This window comes from Pseudomonas sp. GW821-FHT03A09 (genome assembly GCF_059421065.1).
The window spans coordinates 232,536-248,531 of the sequence record NZ_JBWKUX010000003.1 but is presented as its reverse complement, the minus strand read 5'-3'; the positions used below and the strand labels follow the sequence as shown (position 1 = coordinate 248,531).

Annotated in this window: 17 protein-coding genes; 6 read left to right on the top strand and 11 right to left on the bottom strand. The window is 61.0% G+C overall.

The window, feature by feature from the left end:
* Positions 1 to 120: 120 nt before the first annotated feature.
* Positions 121 to 471 (top strand): DUF6124 family protein, encoded by a 351-nt coding sequence (locus tag AC07V4_RS06435; RefSeq protein WP_492635522.1) that lies wholly within the window; start codon positions 121 to 123, stop codon positions 469 to 471.
* A gap of 463 nt (positions 472 to 934) precedes the next feature.
* Positions 935 to 2,086 carry a M14 family metallopeptidase gene (locus AC07V4_RS06430; protein ID WP_492635523.1) on the top strand — a complete coding sequence of 384 codons (1,152 nt, stop codon included), beginning with the start codon at positions 935 to 937 and terminating at the stop codon, positions 2,084 to 2,086.
* A gap of 18 nt (positions 2,087 to 2,104) precedes the next feature.
* On the opposite strand, the gene AC07V4_RS06425 is transcribed toward AC07V4_RS06430, so the two are convergent.
* Together AC07V4_RS06425 and AC07V4_RS06420 are read right to left on the bottom strand one after the other, a co-directional pair.
* Positions 2,105 to 2,644: a cytochrome b gene (locus AC07V4_RS06425; RefSeq protein ID WP_492635524.1), complete on the bottom strand. Its 540-nt coding sequence runs from the start codon at positions 2,642 to 2,644 to the stop codon at positions 2,105 to 2,107.
* Entirely contained in the window at positions 2,641 to 3,723 is a 1,083-nt protein-coding gene (locus AC07V4_RS06420) for a catalase family peroxidase (protein ID WP_492635525.1), read from the bottom strand. The genes AC07V4_RS06425 and AC07V4_RS06420 overlap by 4 nt, the downstream gene beginning before the upstream one ends.
* A gap of 167 nt (positions 3,724 to 3,890) precedes the next feature.
* Here AC07V4_RS06420 and AC07V4_RS06415 point away from each other — a divergent pair, with 167 nt between their 5' ends.
* Both AC07V4_RS06415 and AC07V4_RS06410 read left to right on the top strand, forming a co-directional pair.
* Positions 3,891 to 4,397 carry a sigma-70 family RNA polymerase sigma factor gene (locus AC07V4_RS06415; protein ID WP_492635526.1) on the top strand — a complete coding sequence of 169 codons (507 nt, stop codon included), beginning with the start codon at positions 3,891 to 3,893 and terminating at the stop codon, positions 4,395 to 4,397.
* Entirely contained in the window at positions 4,394 to 5,131 is a 738-nt protein-coding gene (locus AC07V4_RS06410; protein WP_492635527.1) for an anti-sigma factor family protein, read from the top strand. Before AC07V4_RS06415 ends, AC07V4_RS06410 begins: the two co-directional genes overlap by 4 nt.
* On the opposite strand, the gene AC07V4_RS06405 is transcribed toward AC07V4_RS06410, so the two are convergent.
* From AC07V4_RS06405 to AC07V4_RS06375, 7 genes are read right to left on the bottom strand one after another with little or no spacing between them, the layout of a single operon-like run.
* Positions 5,128 to 6,108: a Csu type fimbrial protein gene (locus AC07V4_RS06405; RefSeq protein WP_492635528.1), complete on the bottom strand. Its 981-nt coding sequence runs from the start codon at positions 6,106 to 6,108 to the stop codon at positions 5,128 to 5,130. The two genes, AC07V4_RS06410 and AC07V4_RS06405, sit on opposite strands and share 4 nt — an antisense overlap.
* 16 nt (positions 6,109 to 6,124) lie before the next feature.
* A complete protein-coding gene (locus AC07V4_RS06400) occupies positions 6,125 to 8,521 on the bottom strand; it encodes a fimbria/pilus outer membrane usher protein (protein WP_492635529.1) in 2,397 nt (798 codons plus the stop codon).
* A gap of 42 nt (positions 8,522 to 8,563) precedes the next feature.
* Positions 8,564 to 9,349 (bottom strand): fimbrial biogenesis chaperone, encoded by a 786-nt coding sequence (locus AC07V4_RS06395; protein ID WP_492635530.1) that lies wholly within the window; start codon positions 9,347 to 9,349, stop codon positions 8,564 to 8,566.
* Positions 9,350 to 9,375: 26 nt separating this feature from the next.
* Positions 9,376 to 9,876 (bottom strand): Csu type fimbrial protein, encoded by a 501-nt coding sequence (locus tag AC07V4_RS06390; protein ID WP_492635531.1) that lies wholly within the window; start codon positions 9,874 to 9,876, stop codon positions 9,376 to 9,378.
* Between the two features lie 5 nt (positions 9,877 to 9,881).
* Complete coding sequence (locus AC07V4_RS06385) at positions 9,882 to 10,415, bottom strand: Csu type fimbrial protein (RefSeq protein ID WP_431751450.1); 534 nt, start codon at positions 10,413 to 10,415, stop codon at positions 9,882 to 9,884.
* A 17-nt stretch (positions 10,416 to 10,432) separates the two neighbouring features.
* Positions 10,433 to 10,975, bottom strand: a complete 543-nt coding sequence (locus AC07V4_RS06380; protein WP_492635532.1) for a Csu type fimbrial protein — start codon at positions 10,973 to 10,975, stop codon at positions 10,433 to 10,435.
* On the bottom strand, positions 10,969 to 11,496 hold the full coding sequence (locus AC07V4_RS06375; RefSeq protein WP_492635533.1) for a Csu type fimbrial protein: 528 nt from the start codon (positions 11,494 to 11,496) through the stop codon (positions 10,969 to 10,971). Before AC07V4_RS06375 ends, AC07V4_RS06380 begins: the two co-directional genes overlap by 7 nt.
* Before the next feature lie 188 nt (positions 11,497 to 11,684).
* Here AC07V4_RS06375 and zapE point away from each other — a divergent pair, with 188 nt between their 5' ends.
* On the top strand, positions 11,685 to 12,779 hold the full coding sequence (gene zapE / locus AC07V4_RS06370) for a cell division protein ZapE (RefSeq protein WP_492635534.1): 1,095 nt from the start codon (positions 11,685 to 11,687) through the stop codon (positions 12,777 to 12,779).
* Between the two features lie 40 nt (positions 12,780 to 12,819).
* Positions 12,820 to 14,121, top strand: coding sequence for a protein kinase (locus tag AC07V4_RS06365; RefSeq protein ID WP_492635535.1), 1,302 nt, complete (start codon positions 12,820 to 12,822; stop codon positions 14,119 to 14,121).
* Positions 14,122 to 14,243: 122 nt separating this feature from the next.
* Here the strand turns inward: AC07V4_RS06365 and AC07V4_RS06360 are convergent, their stop codons facing one another.
* Positions 14,244 to 14,951, bottom strand: coding sequence for a YebC/PmpR family DNA-binding transcriptional regulator (locus AC07V4_RS06360; protein ID WP_105695705.1), 708 nt, complete (start codon positions 14,949 to 14,951; stop codon positions 14,244 to 14,246).
* Between the two features lie 99 nt (positions 14,952 to 15,050).
* Positions 15,051 to 15,908, bottom strand: a complete 858-nt coding sequence (locus tag AC07V4_RS06355) for a LysR substrate-binding domain-containing protein (protein ID WP_492635536.1) — start codon at positions 15,906 to 15,908, stop codon at positions 15,051 to 15,053.
* Between the last annotated feature and the right edge of the window lie 88 nt (positions 15,909 to 15,996).

Here is a 15,996-nt window from a genome sequence, read left to right as displayed (position 1 = left end):
ATACGTTGCGTATTCTCCGGGGCAATAAACAGTTTGTAGTAATCCATAAAACGACATAAATACGATACGTACTATCATCGAACATAAGGTTTTCGACACCCACCCAGAGTACCGACCCTTATGATGACGAGCCCGGATCCACTACCTGAAACACTTGAACACAATGAATTACACGGCATGCGCAACAGCGACGCTGCCCAACGCGCATTGGACTACTACTTGAAAGAAGATATGTCGGTGTCGATCCCGGATGGGACCTTGTTCATCCTCAAGCCGGGCATCAGCCAGGAGGAAGCCCTGGTCCACGCCTCGGACCTATTGCGCAGCGCCGCGGCCACGGCCTACGAGTCGGCGAGCAGTCATCAAGGCAACCAACGGGACCTGGCGTTTTCAGTGGTGTATTTGATTGATATGGCAAAAGCGATGGTGGAGCGATCGTTACAGGCGTCGGTGCCTCAGTCACGAGCATGACAGGCACGAAGGAAAAATATTTCTATCACACGGATAAAAACATTTGACTTGCAAATGATAATGATTATTATTGGGCTCAGCTGATCGCGAGATCAGTCGATAGACCAAGGGACCTTAGGTCGGACTCTTGGAATATCTCCTCATCAGGCTAATCACGGTTTTTGACCCGGCTCTTTGGCCGGGTCTTTTTTTTGCCAGTTTCCCTGGCGTAGCTTCAGGCTAATGAAGACTGTGTGCTGCTTGATGGCGCGCATGGTAGCAAAAGAGCATCGTCAAAAGAAAGCCGAACGAGCGCTCTAGCCCGGTTCTTTGAGAAATAGCGCTTGAGAATCAATCTCATAGATTCTAAGCTGCCCAAGCGTCAAGGATGACGCCCCCTCCCCTGCAACAATTTTGCATCCAGATTTTTCCCCACGCCTGTGTAAGATATCCGCCACAACACTCATAATCAGGCAACCAGACTATGACCGTGGCCTTGACCTCCATCAAGATCAGCACCGACTTCGACAGCGGCAACATCCAGGTCCTGGATGCCAGCGACGCTTACCAGTTACTACTGGCGATCAAACCCGACACCCGCAGCCCACATTTCCAGTGGTTCCACTTCAAGGCCGAAGGCATGCACGTGGGCCACACCCACACCTTTCGTCTGAGCAACGCGGGCCGGTCCTCTTATAAACACGCCTGGAGCGGCTATAACGCCGTGGCCTCGTACGACCATATCAACTGGTTCCGCGTGCCCACGCGCTTTGATGGCGAAACCCTGCACATCAGCCTCGAAACCCGGGAAAAGCATGTGTGGCTCGCCTACTTCGAACCCTACAGCCGTGAACGCCATGACTGGCTGATCGATCAAGCCCTGAATCGCGCCGGTACCGAATTGCTCGCCACCGGCAAAAGTGCCGAGGGCCGCGATATCCAACTGCTGCGTCGCGGCAAAGGCGGCGAAGGCCGACGCAAGGTCTGGATCATCGCCCAGCAACACCCCGGCGAACACATGGCCGAATGGTTTATGGAGGGCATCATCGAGCGCCTGCAACAGGACGGTGATGCCGAGCTGAAAAAACTCCTGTCCGTCGCCGATTTGTACCTGATCCCGAACATGAACCCCGACGGCGCCTTCCATGGCCACTTGCGCACCAATGCCATGGGCCAGGATCTCAACCGCGCTTGGCAGAGTGCCAACCAGGAAACCAGCCCGGAAGTGCTGTTCGTCCAGCAACAGATGGAGACGTATGGCGTCGACCTTTTCCTCGATATCCACGGCGACGAAGAAATCCCCTACGTCTTCACCGCCGGCTGCGAGGGCAACCCCGGTTACACCCCGCGGATCGAGGAACTGGAAAAACACTTCCGCCGCCACTTGAGCGGTTTGACCCGCGATTTCCAGACCACCCACGGCTACACCCGCGACCTGCCGGGCGAAGCCAACATGACCCTGGCCTGCAACGCCGTCGGAGAGAAGTTCGACTGCCTTTCCCTGACCCTGGAAATGCCGTTCAAGGACAACGACGATGCACCCAACCCGAAAACCGGTTGGTCAGGTGAACGCTCCAAGCAACTGGGCAAGGACGTCTTGAGCACCGTCGCCGATATCGTCACGACGCTGCGCTGACCCCCTGCCCCACCGGCATCAGTCCTTGGTGCCGGTCATGCTTTGCAGTACGCCATCGCGCCGGATCAGCCCATGGAACAACGCCGCCGCCAGGTGCAACAGCACCGTCAGGAACAACAGGTAGGCGAGATAACCATGGGCCTTGCGCAACAGCGCAAACAGCGGTGCATTGGCTCCCACCAGTGCAGGCAGTTGCACCGAACTGCTGAGCATCACCGGGTCACCGGCCGCCGAGATCATCGCCCAGCCCAGCAGCGGCAACACCAGCATCAACGCGTATAGCACCAGATGAGAAGCCTTGGCCGCCAATACTTGCCACAGTGGTAAATCGGCGGGTAACGGCGGTTGCCGGGTGGAAAAGCGCACCACCAACCGCACGATCACCAACGCCAGAATCGCGATCCCCAAGGGTTTGTGCAGATGGATCAGCCACTCATGCTGCTCCGACACCGACGCCACCATGCCCGCGCCGATAAACAACATGGCGATGATCATCAGCGCCATCAACCAATGGAGCAGGCGAGCCAGCGGCGCGAAAAACCGAGGTTGAGCATTCATGGCTTCGACTCCTGTGGAGCGCTGTGCAGGGGGCTGACTTCACCCGCGCGGCGCAGGTACGAACTGGCATACGCGGCCGAACGCGCGGCCAGCAACGGGTCGTTGGACGCTTCGATGCCACTGGGCAGAATCAGTGGATCGAAGTTGATATCACGACAATCACCGTCCGCCTGCGGTTGGCTGCTTTGCAGCACCAGGGTGCCGGCGTTGATCACTTTGTGTTCACCGGTCCAGGCCTTGCTTGCGTCATCCACCGGGTCGCCGGGGTTGGCCAGGGTGATGTTCAGTTGCCAACGCAGCGGGCCCGAAGCCAAGCGCTGCACCAGGTCTTTCTCCAGGAAGTCGCCGCCCGACGGCGCGCTGTCAGTGGCTGCGTCCTGGCTTTGCGGCACCACGCCCCAGCGTACAGCCTGACGATTGCCATCAGCGGCCACCAAGTAAAACGCATTGATGCCGTTATAGGTTTCAGTGGCATAGCTGGCCGACGGCTTGGCGGTCTTGACCCACGCCAGGAACGACGCCGTCTCCGGGTGTGCGGCAAAAAACGCCGGCATGTTCGCCGGGTTCGGCTTACCGGTGGTGGGGTCAGGTGCGCTGGCCTTGAGCATCTGGTAGAACGCCTCGGGCGTGCCCACCGGGAACACCGGCATGCTGTTCATCCCCGTGCGCCATTGCTGACCGTTGGCCTGACTGAACTGCAGGGCAAAGCTGCGGATCGGCACGCTGCTGTCCGGCGCATATGGGTTGCCACTGGGCAGGGCAAATCGGCCGATCACCGGGGTTTTCGCCTCGTTGAACACCTGGGCGCTGGAATACGCACGCGCCTCAGGGCTGCTCTCGAAGTAACCGGCTACACACACGCCCTTTGCATGATTGCGCCGGTAGCCTGGGTGCAGACCGTTGTTGGTTTCCAGGGCATTGACCAAGGTTTTGGGGCGCAGGCGCTGCGGGTCAAGGGTGCCATTGACGTAGGCAAAAGCCCCGACAACAACAGCTACCACGACGCCGATCCCGGCGAACCGTGCGATCAGGCTCGCCGTACTCAACGGAGGACGGGGCGGTGATGAGTGATCTACCATGAAGTGACTCCAGGGCCAGAGGCCTAAGGGTGAAACATAAGGTCGGAGCATTAAGACGAACGCCGATACACTCTATTCCCCCGCCTTGAATTTCTTTCTCAGGACAGGGAATAACCTTCAACGCCGGACGTCTCTCTAGTCCCAGCGTAGTGACCAGCCAGATACCCATGCATGAACTCGACGAACCGTTACGTGAACTCATCCCCAGGTTGCGGCGTTTTGCCGTGTCCTTGACGCGTAACATCAGCAGCGCCGACGACTTGGTGCAGTCGACCCTGGAACGGGCAATCACCCGATGGGCCGACAAACGCATCGAGGGTGACTTGCGTGCGTGGCTGTTCTCGATCCTCTACCGGCAGTTCCTCGATGCCCATCGTCGCAGCCGACGTTACGCACGCATGCTGGAGTTTTTCACCGGCCGTGAAGATGCACAGCCTTCGGTAGAGCGCACGGTAATGGCCCAGTCGGCGTTGCAAGCGTTCGACCAACTCAATACCGAACAACGTGCCCTGCTGCTCTGGGTGTCGGTCGAAGGTTTGAGTTACAAAGAGGTTGCCGAGATTCTGGATGTGCCTATTGGCACTGTGATGTCGCGCCTGTCCCGGGCGCGCCAAGCCTTGCGTCAACTCAGTGATGGCGAAATTGCCAGCCCTTCCCTGCGGATACTCAAATGATCAGCCTACCCCCCAGCGAACGCGATTTGCATGCCTACGTTGACCACCAGTTGCTGGAGAGCGACCGTCGCGTGCTCGAAACCTGGCTGGCCGCCCACCCCGATGTCGCCGCTCAAGTGGCGGGATGGCAGCAGGATGCGCAGTTGCTGCGCGCGTCCTTGAGCGGCGCCTTGCAACAACCCGCCAACCCCGAGTTGGACCCGGCGCTGATTCGCCAACGCATCAAACAGCAAACACGCCGCCACTTCGCCAGCGCCGCAGTGCTATTGATCGCCATCAGCCTCGGTGGCCTTGGCGGCTGGCAGGCCCGCAAAGCCACTCAACCGCCGATACTGCCGATGACCGATGCGATGCAGGCATTCCGCCTGTTCGCCCAGGACGGCATCATGCCCGCCGATTACCAGGCCCAAGACGGCAGCTCGATGCAGGCGTGGCTGGATCGCTACTTCAACCAGGCCCATCGCTTGCCCGACCTGAGCCAGTCGGGCTTCAAACCGGTCAGCGGGCGCCTGCTCACCACCGAGCAAGGCGCGGCCGCCATGGTGCTGTACGAAGATTCGCAAGGTCACCGCATCAGCTTTTACATACGTCCGCCAGGCCCGAACAACGGTTTCCTGCCCCGTGGTAGCCGCAGCGCCGACGGCCTAGAGGCGCAGTACTGGTCCGGTGGCGGCTACAACTACGCCATGGTCAGCCCGACAGATCAGCCGGCCACACCGCTGCTGGAGTTCTAGAACCCCACATCCAGCACCACGTTGTCGAGGTAAGTTCCGCCCGGTGGTGTGGTCTGGTCGGTGTAGATCTTGGCGTTGTAGTTGAACACCTGGCTGCCGGTGCCCAGGCCGTTGCCGGGGTTGATCTCAGCCGAGGAACTGGCGCGCCGTGCGGCGCCAACGCTGCCCCAACGGGTGGTACCAGCGCCTTGGAAGATGTCATAGGCGAGAAAATTACTGCCGGAAATCATTTGCCGCCGCCCGCCTGCACTTACCGGGTTCTGCCCATCGCTGAGGCCGACGGTATAGGCGCTGCCCTTGGTGCAGGCCACGCTGGCCTGGCCATTGACGGTGGCGAAGCCGCTGACCACCGGCGCACTGCCAAACGCGATCGCCGGCGTGGTGATCTGGCAGTCATTGACCACGGTCATGCTGACAGTCAGCGTCGTGGTACCGCTGTTGATATCCCGTCCCGCACAGATGCCACCAATGCCAATGCCCGAACAATAGTTCCAGTTCCAGAAAATACTCAAGGTCTCGCTGTACACCCCGGCCGCCACGTTACTGCCGACGGTCGTGGCGAAATAGAGTGGCAGGGTTTTCGTACCCGGACCGAACACCAACCCGAAACTGGCGGCAATGCCGCCGCTGCCGCCAAAATCAAATGCGGTGCCCCGGGTTATGGGATACGACGTGGTGTTGTTGCCGTAGATCGTATAGCCGATCACATCCCCTGTCGGCCCGAGCATCCCGCCCTGCGCCGAGCCAGTAATGGTGGCGTAGAAATGATCACCGGACGCCAGTACCGACAGCAGCGCCGGTGTGCAACTGATGCCGCCATTGGTGGTCGAGCTCGACTGGGAAGTGGTGCGTACCGTCATCGAGCTCACCGTCGTACCAAAGCTGGCCGGCACCGTGGCCACCGCCGAGCAGACGGCCTGCACCTGCATTGAAACGCCCAGGCTCGCCAGCCCCCACAGCCATTGCTTGACCCGCACACGTACACTCCTTCTGTCATTGGCACACCAGTGGCCCAATCAACGGCACCTGCTGTTCATGGGTGATATCCAGCTCGAACGTGGCCTGGCACGTCTGGCCGTTGCCGACGGTGACTTGCAAGGTGTTATGGGCTGCCAGGTTTTCCAGGTACACCAGGCCATCCCAACCCACCACCGCCAGCGCACCGCTTTGCTCGTGGCGTACCTGACTGCCCAGGGGCAAATCCTCATGCTGGGCATTCACCAGAGTGATGCTCGCCGCGAGCACCCGGCGCATCGGAAACTCCAGCAGGTAGCCGCTGCCCCGGCGCACGGCCACGCGCTGTTCGACGTTGGGCACCTGCACGTTGGCCGGCAGGTTCAGCGGATCGACCTCATATTTGGCGCGGTAATAGGCACTGGTCCACGGCACCAGCAGGTGCCCGTTGCGGTCGGTCTCACCCACCACCTGGTTTTCATAGCGCACCGGTACACCGCTGAAGCCGTCGGTACTCACCACCACAAACGCATCGTTGACGCGGTTGGCGGCGAACACCTGATTGTCCATCCACACCAGCGAGCCACTGGCGTCCGCCCAACGGGTCTCGGCGTCGCTGCTGCCATACACACCCGCCTGCAACTGCACGGACTGCAAGCGCCAGGTCAGGTCGGCCTGGCGATACGCCGGGCCATCGCCACTGGCGTAACCCAGGTTGAAACCCACCCCGCCTTCGGCCGGCACGGCGCGGCTATAATTGACGCGCTGCTGGCTTTGCCCGGTTTTACTGCGCTCGCTGCCGACGCTGAGGCTGCCGTAGACATCGAATGGAACGACCAACTGCGCCTGTACCGCCCAACTGCTGTCACCGACTTCATGGTTGGCCGACAGGTAAAAACTGCTGTTGCGCCACAGCGGCTTGCTCCAGGTCAGGTTGACCAGGCGCGTGCGTGAGTCATCCGCTGCCTGCACATCAAAATAGCCGACACCCAGGCTGCCGAAATCGCTGAGGTTGAGGCTCAACGTTGCTTGCTGACTACGTTTGCTGAGGCTCGCGTAAGGGGTGTCGACCAGGCTCAGGTCCGCGTATTGATCACGGCGCTCCACCCGCTGGTACGACAGGCTGTAAAACGGGTTGCTGTATTGGTAGCCCAAGCTCAATTGCTGGCCAGTCCGGCCGTCGTACTGGCTTTGGCTAATAGCGGTGTTGAGCACGCCGAAGTTGCCCATCCGCAGGTTGCCACCCACCCCACCCAGGCTCAGGTCATTGGAGGCTTCCGCATGGCTTTCCAGGGTGAATGCGTCAGACAGCCCATAGCGAAACGTACCGCTGACCAGTCCTGGGCCATAACCAAAATCACGCACGGTGTAATCGCGTCGCAGATTACCCGCCGCCACCGAAAAGTCCGAGAGGCCTTGTTGCAGCAGCGTACTGGTGACATAGAACGGTACCGTGGTCGAGACCTGTCGGCCCAGGGCATCCGTGGTCACCACCACCGCTTCGCCCGCACCGTTGATAAACGGCACGTTGGTCAAGGTATAAGGACCGGGCTGCAGATCGGCACTGCTGGATTTATAACCGTTGATAAACAGGTCCACCGACGATGGTACTGCGGCCTCTCCGGCGAACTGCGGCAATGGGTAGGTGACCAGGTCCGGACGTACCGCAAAGTCCCGCGACACCTGCACCCCGCCCAGGCGCACCGAAGTGCTCCAGGGCAGCGCGCCGCTGATCACGTCCCCTGCCTCGTAGGTCAGCAGTCGTTCATCATCAGAAAACCGCCAGGTGGTGTCATACCGCCGATAACCATTGTCCAGGCTGCTGCCAGCGGTCTCGCGGCCAATGGTGGTGCGGTACTGCCCGGTGTTGGACAGCGTGCCCCAAGTATCGAATAGCCGCACCTCGTTGAAGATGCCGAGGTAGGTGCCCGCGTCATCGGTGTCGTTCAGATAGGCGTCGTAGTTGAGCAACGCGCCAAAGCTGGTCAGCGCGGGCGTGCGCGGGTAGTTGCTGCGATTACCGATAAACTGTTCCGGCAGCCAGGTAGGCGGCACCGTAAGCATTAGACGCTGGCCCTGGCTGTCGTAGTCGCTGTGCAGGCCCGGCAAATTATCCAGCGCGACTTCGCTGCCGATGTCGGCGGGCAGTTTCATGCCCACCTCTTGCAGCACCGACGCGGGCAGGAACAGTTTCCCGGCGCGCTGATTGACGGCGACCACGCGACCGGTGTCCCGCTGGTTGACCACCAATTCCAGGAACAACTGTGCATCGGCAACAGCCTCCATACTGCTCGGAGGGGGCGGCAACGGCGCAGCCATGCCCAGCGGCGCAAGCGCCAGGCCGGACAGACCACCCACCACCCACACCGTTCGCCATAGATATCGAGCCCGATCTTGGCTCACCAAGGCTTTGTGTCCATCAATGGACATCTCCATCCGTTAACTTCAGGGGGCTGCTCCATGCCCTACCGCATTCTTCTACCGCCCCGGCGCGAGGCTCTCCAATTGCGTCGCACCATTGATCCGCACCTGCAGCGGCTGATCGGCAGGCAACCCGTCCGGCACTGGCCAGCGCATGGTCGCACCCGGCAACACGTAGCCCATCAAGCCCTCCACCAGCGGCCGTGGCTGGCCGCCCTGTTTGAATGTGGCGTCGGTCAAACGCGCGTGCACGGCGCCCTGGTTGCGCATTTCGATGTAGTTGCGGCCGCCCACCGTGACCTTTTTCCAACTCAAGTCCGGCTTGCCTGCACTCTTGGGGTCGCGATCACGGGTGCCGTCGACCTTGCTCCACAAACCCGGGCCATAGGCGAACAGCGGTACTGAATAACGCATCTGGAAGCGGATCGCGGCAGCGGTCTTGCCATCGGCAGGCGTCGCAATGGGCGTGGCCGAGGGAATTTCATCGATGATGATGCGGTAGGCCAGCTCCTGGCCTGGTGGCACCTCTTTGGTACGGGTCAGGCGCACCAGTTGCTTCTGCCCCGGCTCGATCTTCGCCACGGGCGGGCTGCCGATGACGTCGCGCTGGTTCTGGTACTGCTCGTCAAAGCCACTCTGGGTCCAGGCAAACACACGGATCTGCAGGTTGGCAGTCTCGGTGCCACGGTTCTCCAGCCACAGCGCGCTGGCCTGTTGATCGGCCTCCAGCACCGGATCAATCGGCCAGATCAACACCGAACTGGCCGCCTGCGCATTCCCAACCCCCACTGCCATCAAGCTGATAACACCCGCGATCCACCCTCGCCGGGAAGCTGCATACATAGATCCCACTCCTTCTGACGATCGCCTTACCACGACAGCTGCACCTGCAACGTGTCGCTGTACGTCCCCCCAGGCTGATTACCCGGTAACTGCACTCGCCCATAAATCGGCAAGGTAATGTTGTTGGCATTGCTGTAGGTCACGCTGACGCTCTGGCTGATCCCCAGGCTCTGGCTGAAGGCCGCGTCCCGAAACAACTGATAAACCACTTGGGCGGTGCCGCTATTGAGCTGCATCCGCCGACCGCTGTTGTTATGCAAACCGCCATCGACACTCATGCTCAGTGCCACTCCCGGCGTACATTGCAGGGTCACGCCACTGGTGAGCGCGACGGATGCCGTGCTGGTCGCCAGGGCTGAATACGTACCGAACGCCAAGTTGCCGTAATTTGAGCCTCCACCGACCACCAGGCACCCCGGGGTGATCGTCGCGCTGACCTGGAACGACTGGCTGGTCACCGCCAACAGCGACACCGGCATACCCCAGCCGATGCACACCGCCAACGCCGCCCACCCTGCGCGGTTCATAACACCTAGAAAGTCAGGGTCACGTTGACGATGTCGGTGTACGTACCGGCCGGCAAGCCTGCCTTACCATTGGCCTTGCCGTAGATATTCACGGCCTGGGCCACCCCCGTACTGGGAGCCAGGTTGATCACCCCACCGATAGCCAGCAGATTCGAGTGACCGCTGTCGGTATAGAGGTCGTAAGGCACGTAGTTCGCCACGCCGTCGTACAGCGCACGCCCACCACCGGTGGACTGACCATCGTGGGCACCAGCAGACACCGTCAATGTGGGAGAAGTACCTGCCGAACACAGGATCGACAACGCCCCACCGCCGCCGCCCAGCACTTGACCGTCGGCTTCGGTGAACAGGCTATTGGCCGTACCGAAGTTCAACGTACCGAAACTCATCCCGCCGGTCGCCGCCGCGCCGTTGACTTGGCAACTGCTGGTCAACACCAGCGTCGCGGTGACCGTACCGGCCACGGTGGCCGCTTGCGCACCCGACACCCACACCAGCGCCATTAATGGAAAAACCGCTTTGGATACAAGTGCGTGCATGATGTTCATCCTCATGTTTACCAATCCAGAGTCACCGTCAGGGTGTCTGTGTAGATGCCGGCCGGTAAGGCCCTGGTATTCGCCACCACCGCGCCGAATACCGGGATCGGTACTTGTGCGCCCTTGGTCACGGCGAAATTGCGTTGCTGGCCGATGCTGTAGGCACTTTGCCCCAGCGGGTCAGCCGACAGCCGATACGGAATAGTCTGGCGGCCGTTGCTCAGACGCCGCGTGGTGCCATCGCCATGGGCACCACCGTCGATGGTGACAGTAAAACTGCTGACCACCGACGGGTTGCAGGACACCGACAACGGTGCCTTGGCGTCGTCGGTCACGGCCGCGTCCAAAGGGTGGCTCCAGGTCGGGCCCTGGCTGCCGAAATCGAGCAATGCGGTGCCACCAGTGGGGCTGACCGGGGCACTCGCCACGCCTTTACTCACTTCGCAACTGGCGGTGATCACCAGGCGCGCATGAATCTGCCCACTAACAGCCGCCTGGGCGTCATCCGCCAGCAGCAACAAGCCGCACATGGCCACAAGGGCCCAGCTCCGGCTTACCATGTGACAGTGACCTTGAGCAGATCGGAATAGCGACCGACGGCGGGAATGGCCTTGAGCGGTTCGATACGGCCATACAGCGGCAAGTCGACGCTGCCGGAGTCCGGCACGCGCCCACTCAGCGGCTCATTCACGGTCAAGGGGATACGCCGCGCGGCGTCGGCGTACAAGCGATAAGGAATGGATTCGGTCGAGGGTGCCGAGGTGGTGAGGTAGCGCACTTCACCGACACCACCGTGCAAGCCACCATCCACGCGCACTTGGTAGGGTGTATCAGGGTTGCACTCCAGGCGCGGCTGGCGCTGGCTGATCAGGGCCGCACTCAAAGGGCCGGCCGGGTCGTCCAGACGCGCACCACGGCCAAAATCCAGCACACCCAGCTGTTCGATACCGGCGCTGCGGGTGGTGCCCACCAATTGGCAGCCTCGCTGCACCTCGATGCGCACCTCCACTTGGAGCTGTGCACCGTAAACCGTACTGCCAAGCATCGCGCCCACGACTGCCAATACTGCTTGTCCCTTCACGGCCCCAATTCCTTGTACAGGGGTGACAACCTTGTATGAGGTTAGTCATTTAAAGAGAATCTGCCAGTCTGGGCCGCATTACCTCCGAGTCATGCCTTTTCGAGATCACTGCCCGCCGCCTTCTCTATTGGTCAAAACGCGGCTGCCCCCCTAAAGTAAGCGATCACTGAAACACAGAGCGACTCGCATTGGCCGTGCCTTCCCTGATCCGGCGCCTGCTGGGTAAAAAAACCGACGCCCCGGATACCTCGCCTATCCCTGCGTTTTTTCAAAATAAAGCCGCACAACAGGGCTATACCCTCAGTGCTGGCCAAACCCAGGCGGTTGCCGCCCTGGACCGCGAGACCCGGCATCTGCTCGCCGGGCGCCCCACACGCAGCCTGTACCTGCACGGCCCGGTGGGACGCGGCAAAAGCTGGCTGCTCGATGGATTTTTCCAGGCGCTGCCGATGGCCGAGAAGCAGCGTGTGCACTTCCACGATTTTTTCGCCCGTCTGCACCGGGGCATGTTCCAGCAGCGCGGACAGACCGATGCCTTGGCTGTCACCCTGGATGAGTTGCTCGCAGGCTGTCGTGTGCTGTGCTTCGACGAGTTCCATGTCCACGATATCGGCGATGCGATGCTGATCAGCCGCCTGTTCAAGGCGCTTTTCCAACGCGGCGTGTGGGTGCTGGTGACGTCCAATTACCCACCCGAAGGCTTGCTGCCCAACCCGCTGTACCACGAACGCTTCAAGCCAGTGATCGACCTGATCGCTGCGCGCATGGACGTGCTGGAAGTCAGCTCGCCGCAGGATTTTCGCAGCCTGCCCCAGGCCCATGCCGAACAACGTTTTACCGAAGGACACTACATTTGGCCCGGTACCGCGCAGCAACGCGCAGACCTCGGACTGCCCGTCGCGGATTGCGCACCACACCTCTTGAGTGTGGGCACCCGGCAGTTAACGTTTCGCCATCGACAAGCGCGCACCATCGCCTTCACCTTCAACGACCTGTGCGAGCAACTCACCGCAGTGATGGATTACCTGCTGCTGTGCCAGGACTACGATCACTGGATCATCGACGGCCTGCCCCAACTGGCCGAGTGCCCGATTGCTGTGCAACAGCGCTTCATCAACCTGGTGGACGTGCTCTACGACCGCGACAAACGCCTGACCCTGATCGGCCACCAGCCCCTGGCGCACGCCCTGGAAGGCCAGGCCATTGACTTGGCCCGTACCGCCAGCCGGCTGAGCCAATTGCAAACAGTCTGCCCGCAACCTGCGCCCGACCCGGTATCATGAGCGCCATTTACGCCTACCTTGCCGAGTGATCGCGCCGTTCATGAATACCCTCGCCCAACTCAAGGCTGGCCAATTGGCCGGCGCCAAACGCCTGGACCTGTCCTGCGGGCTGACTGAATTTCCACCTGAAATTTTTGAACTGGCCGACACTCTGGAGATCCTCAACCTTACCGGCAACGCGCTCAGCAGCCTGCCCGAGGACCTTCACCGCCTGACCCATTTGCGCATACTGTTCTGCTCGGACAACGCCTTTACCCAATTACCGGAATGCCTGGGCCAGTGCGCCAAACTGAGCATGATCGGCTTCAAGGCCAACCAGATCCGTCACGTGCCCGCCGCCGCCCTGCCACCGCTCCTGCGCTGGCTGATTCTCACGGATAACTGCATCCGCCAATTGCCCAGTGAACTGGGTGAACGGCCGCTCCTGCAGAAGCTGATGCTGGCGGGCAATCAATTGGAGCACTTGCCGCAAAGCCTGACCCACTGCCACAACCTGGAGCTGATCCGCATCGCCTCCAACCGTTTCACCCACTTGCCCGAATGGCTGCTGAACCTGCCCAGCCTGACCTGGCTGGCCTATGCCGGCAACCCGGTGGAAATGGCGGTGGAGGTGACCGACGACGACACCACGCCGAATATTCCCTGGGCGGAACTGGAACTGGCCGAGGTGCTCGGGGAAGGCGCGTCGGGGATCATCCGCAAGGCTGTGTGGAAGCCGCTTGCCAAGCCCGTCGCGGTCAAGTTGTACAAAGGCACCATCACCAGCGACGGCTCTCCCTTGCACGAAATGCAAGCCTGCATCGCCGCCGGGCTGCACCCGAACCTGATCAAAGTAGAAGGTCGCGTCGTCGGCCATCCCGATGACCAGGCCGCGTTGGTGATGGACCTGATCGATCCGAGTTACCGCAACCTGGCAGCCCTGCCCAGCTGGGACTCCTGCACTCGCGATATCTACCCAGCCGACACCCGTTTCAGCCTGGATGTGGCGCTGCGCATGATCCGGGGCGTTGCGTCGGTCGCCGCGCACCTGCACCGGCACGGCATCACCCATGGCGACTTGTACGCTCACAATATCTTGTGGAATACAGCGGGCGACTGCTTGCTGGGGGATTTTGGCGCAGCGTCGTTCCATGCCACGGCGGACACGCTGGAAACCAGGGCGTTGCAACGGATTGAAGTGCGGGCGTTCGGGGTGTTGCTGGGGGAGTTGTTGGAGCGGGTTGAAGCGGGTGTGAGTGAGGAGCTGCTTGAGCTCAGGGAAAGATGCTGCCAAACGGAGGTGCTGGCACGGCCTGGTTTCGAAGAAATTGAAGCCATACTGCAATCTGACCCACACCACTAAACCAGTGTGGGAGCGGGCTTGCCCGCGAAGGCGGTGTATCAGTCGATACATGAATTGACTGAATCACCGCCATCGGGGGCAAGCCCCCTCCCACATTTGGACTGTGTCTCTTCAGCAGGAAATCAGCCAGCCAGGCCGACGAACATGTCTTGCACGTCGTCATGGTTGTCCAGGCCTTCCAGGAAGGCTTCGACTTCGGCCATCTGCTCATCGGTCAAACCGCTGACCGGGTTTTTCGAGATGTAGCCCAGCTTGGCCGACAATACCGTGAAACCCTGCTCCGGCAGAGCTTTCTGCACCGCGTCGAGGTCGGTGGTTTCGGTGATGAACAACGTGCTGCCCTCTTCCTCACCGTCTTCGAAATCCTGGGCACCAGCTTCAATGGCGGCCATTTCCGGATCGGCGTCCGGGGTGTCCGGCGAAGCCTCGATCAAGCCTACGTGATTGAAGTCCCAGGCCACGGAACCCGAAGCACCCAGTTGGCCCTTGCGGAACGCCACGCGGATCTCCGCCACAGTACGGTTGATGTTGTCGGTCACACACTCAACGATCAACGGCACCTGGTGCGGAGCGAACCCTTCATAGGTCACGCGGTGGTACTGCACGGTTTCACCCAGCAGGCCGGCACCTTTCTTGATGGCGCGGTCCAGGGTTTCCTTGGGCATCGAGGCCTTTTTGGCCTGCTCGACCACCAGACGCAGGTGGGCGTTGGTCGAGGTGTCGGCGCCGTTACGGGCGGCGATGGTGATTTCTTTCACCAGCTTGCCGAAGATCTTGCCCTTGGCATTGGCTGCCGCTTCTTTATGTTTGACTTTCCACTGTGCGCCCATGACTCACTCTCTTTTGTCCATCGCGCCGAAACGTCTACTGGCCGGCGCTTTGGGGGCAGAGTTTATAGGGCAAAAACGCTCCAATCCACCAAAAAACCGTCAAGACACCAACTCGAAAAACGCCTGGATCAAGCGCAATGACCGGCGCCGTTCCAGGCAGCCGAGCATATGCCGGTTGACCAGCCCACCGCCTTGCAAGGCAATCGCCCGCACCCGCGGGTCGGGGCTGACCTCCATCGATGACACAACCCCTACACCCAATTCAGCCGCGACGGCTTCGGTCACCGCCTCGCGACTGTCCAGCTCCAGAAGCACCTTCGGTCGTACGCCGCCCGCCTGGCAGGCGTCATCAAAGGTACGACGGGTAATGGAACCTGGCTCACGCAGCACCATGATCACGTCGTTGAGCTGTTCCAGGCCGATCCCCCCGGACTCACAGGCCCAGGCATGGCCCGCCGGCACCAACGCGCAGATCCGCGACTCGCCCAAAGGCTGCAGGTGCAAGCCATTGCGCGGCTCCACCTCGGTCAGCACGGCCACATCCGCGTGCTCGGAGAGCAGCGCCGCCAGCGTTTCCTGAGCATTGCCCAGCCGTAGGTTGACGGTAATGCCCGGGTAACGCGCACGCAGGCTGGCGATCATCGGCATCACCAAGTGCGGGCCATCCGCAGCCACCTCCAGACGCCCGGTCAGCAGTTGCTGGTTGGCCTCCAGCAGCGTCTGTGCCTCATCCACCAGGCCGAAGATTGCCCGGGTGATGGCGGCCAGCCGCGTACCTTCCTCGGTCAGCTCGACCCGCCGTGCCGTACGGCGCAACAGCGGGATCTGGTAGTGCTCCTCCAACGCCTTGATATGCCCGGTCACCGCCGGCTGGCTGATAAACAGCCGTGCCGCCGCCCGGGTGAAGCTGCCCTCACGGGCCACGGCATCAAATGCACGCAGTTGGAACAAGTTCATAGCTATCGGCCTCACTGATAGCTCGCATAACAACAAACAATTTGATTGATGACAAGCCAAACTGCAATTTAGGCGCCGTAGATTGACT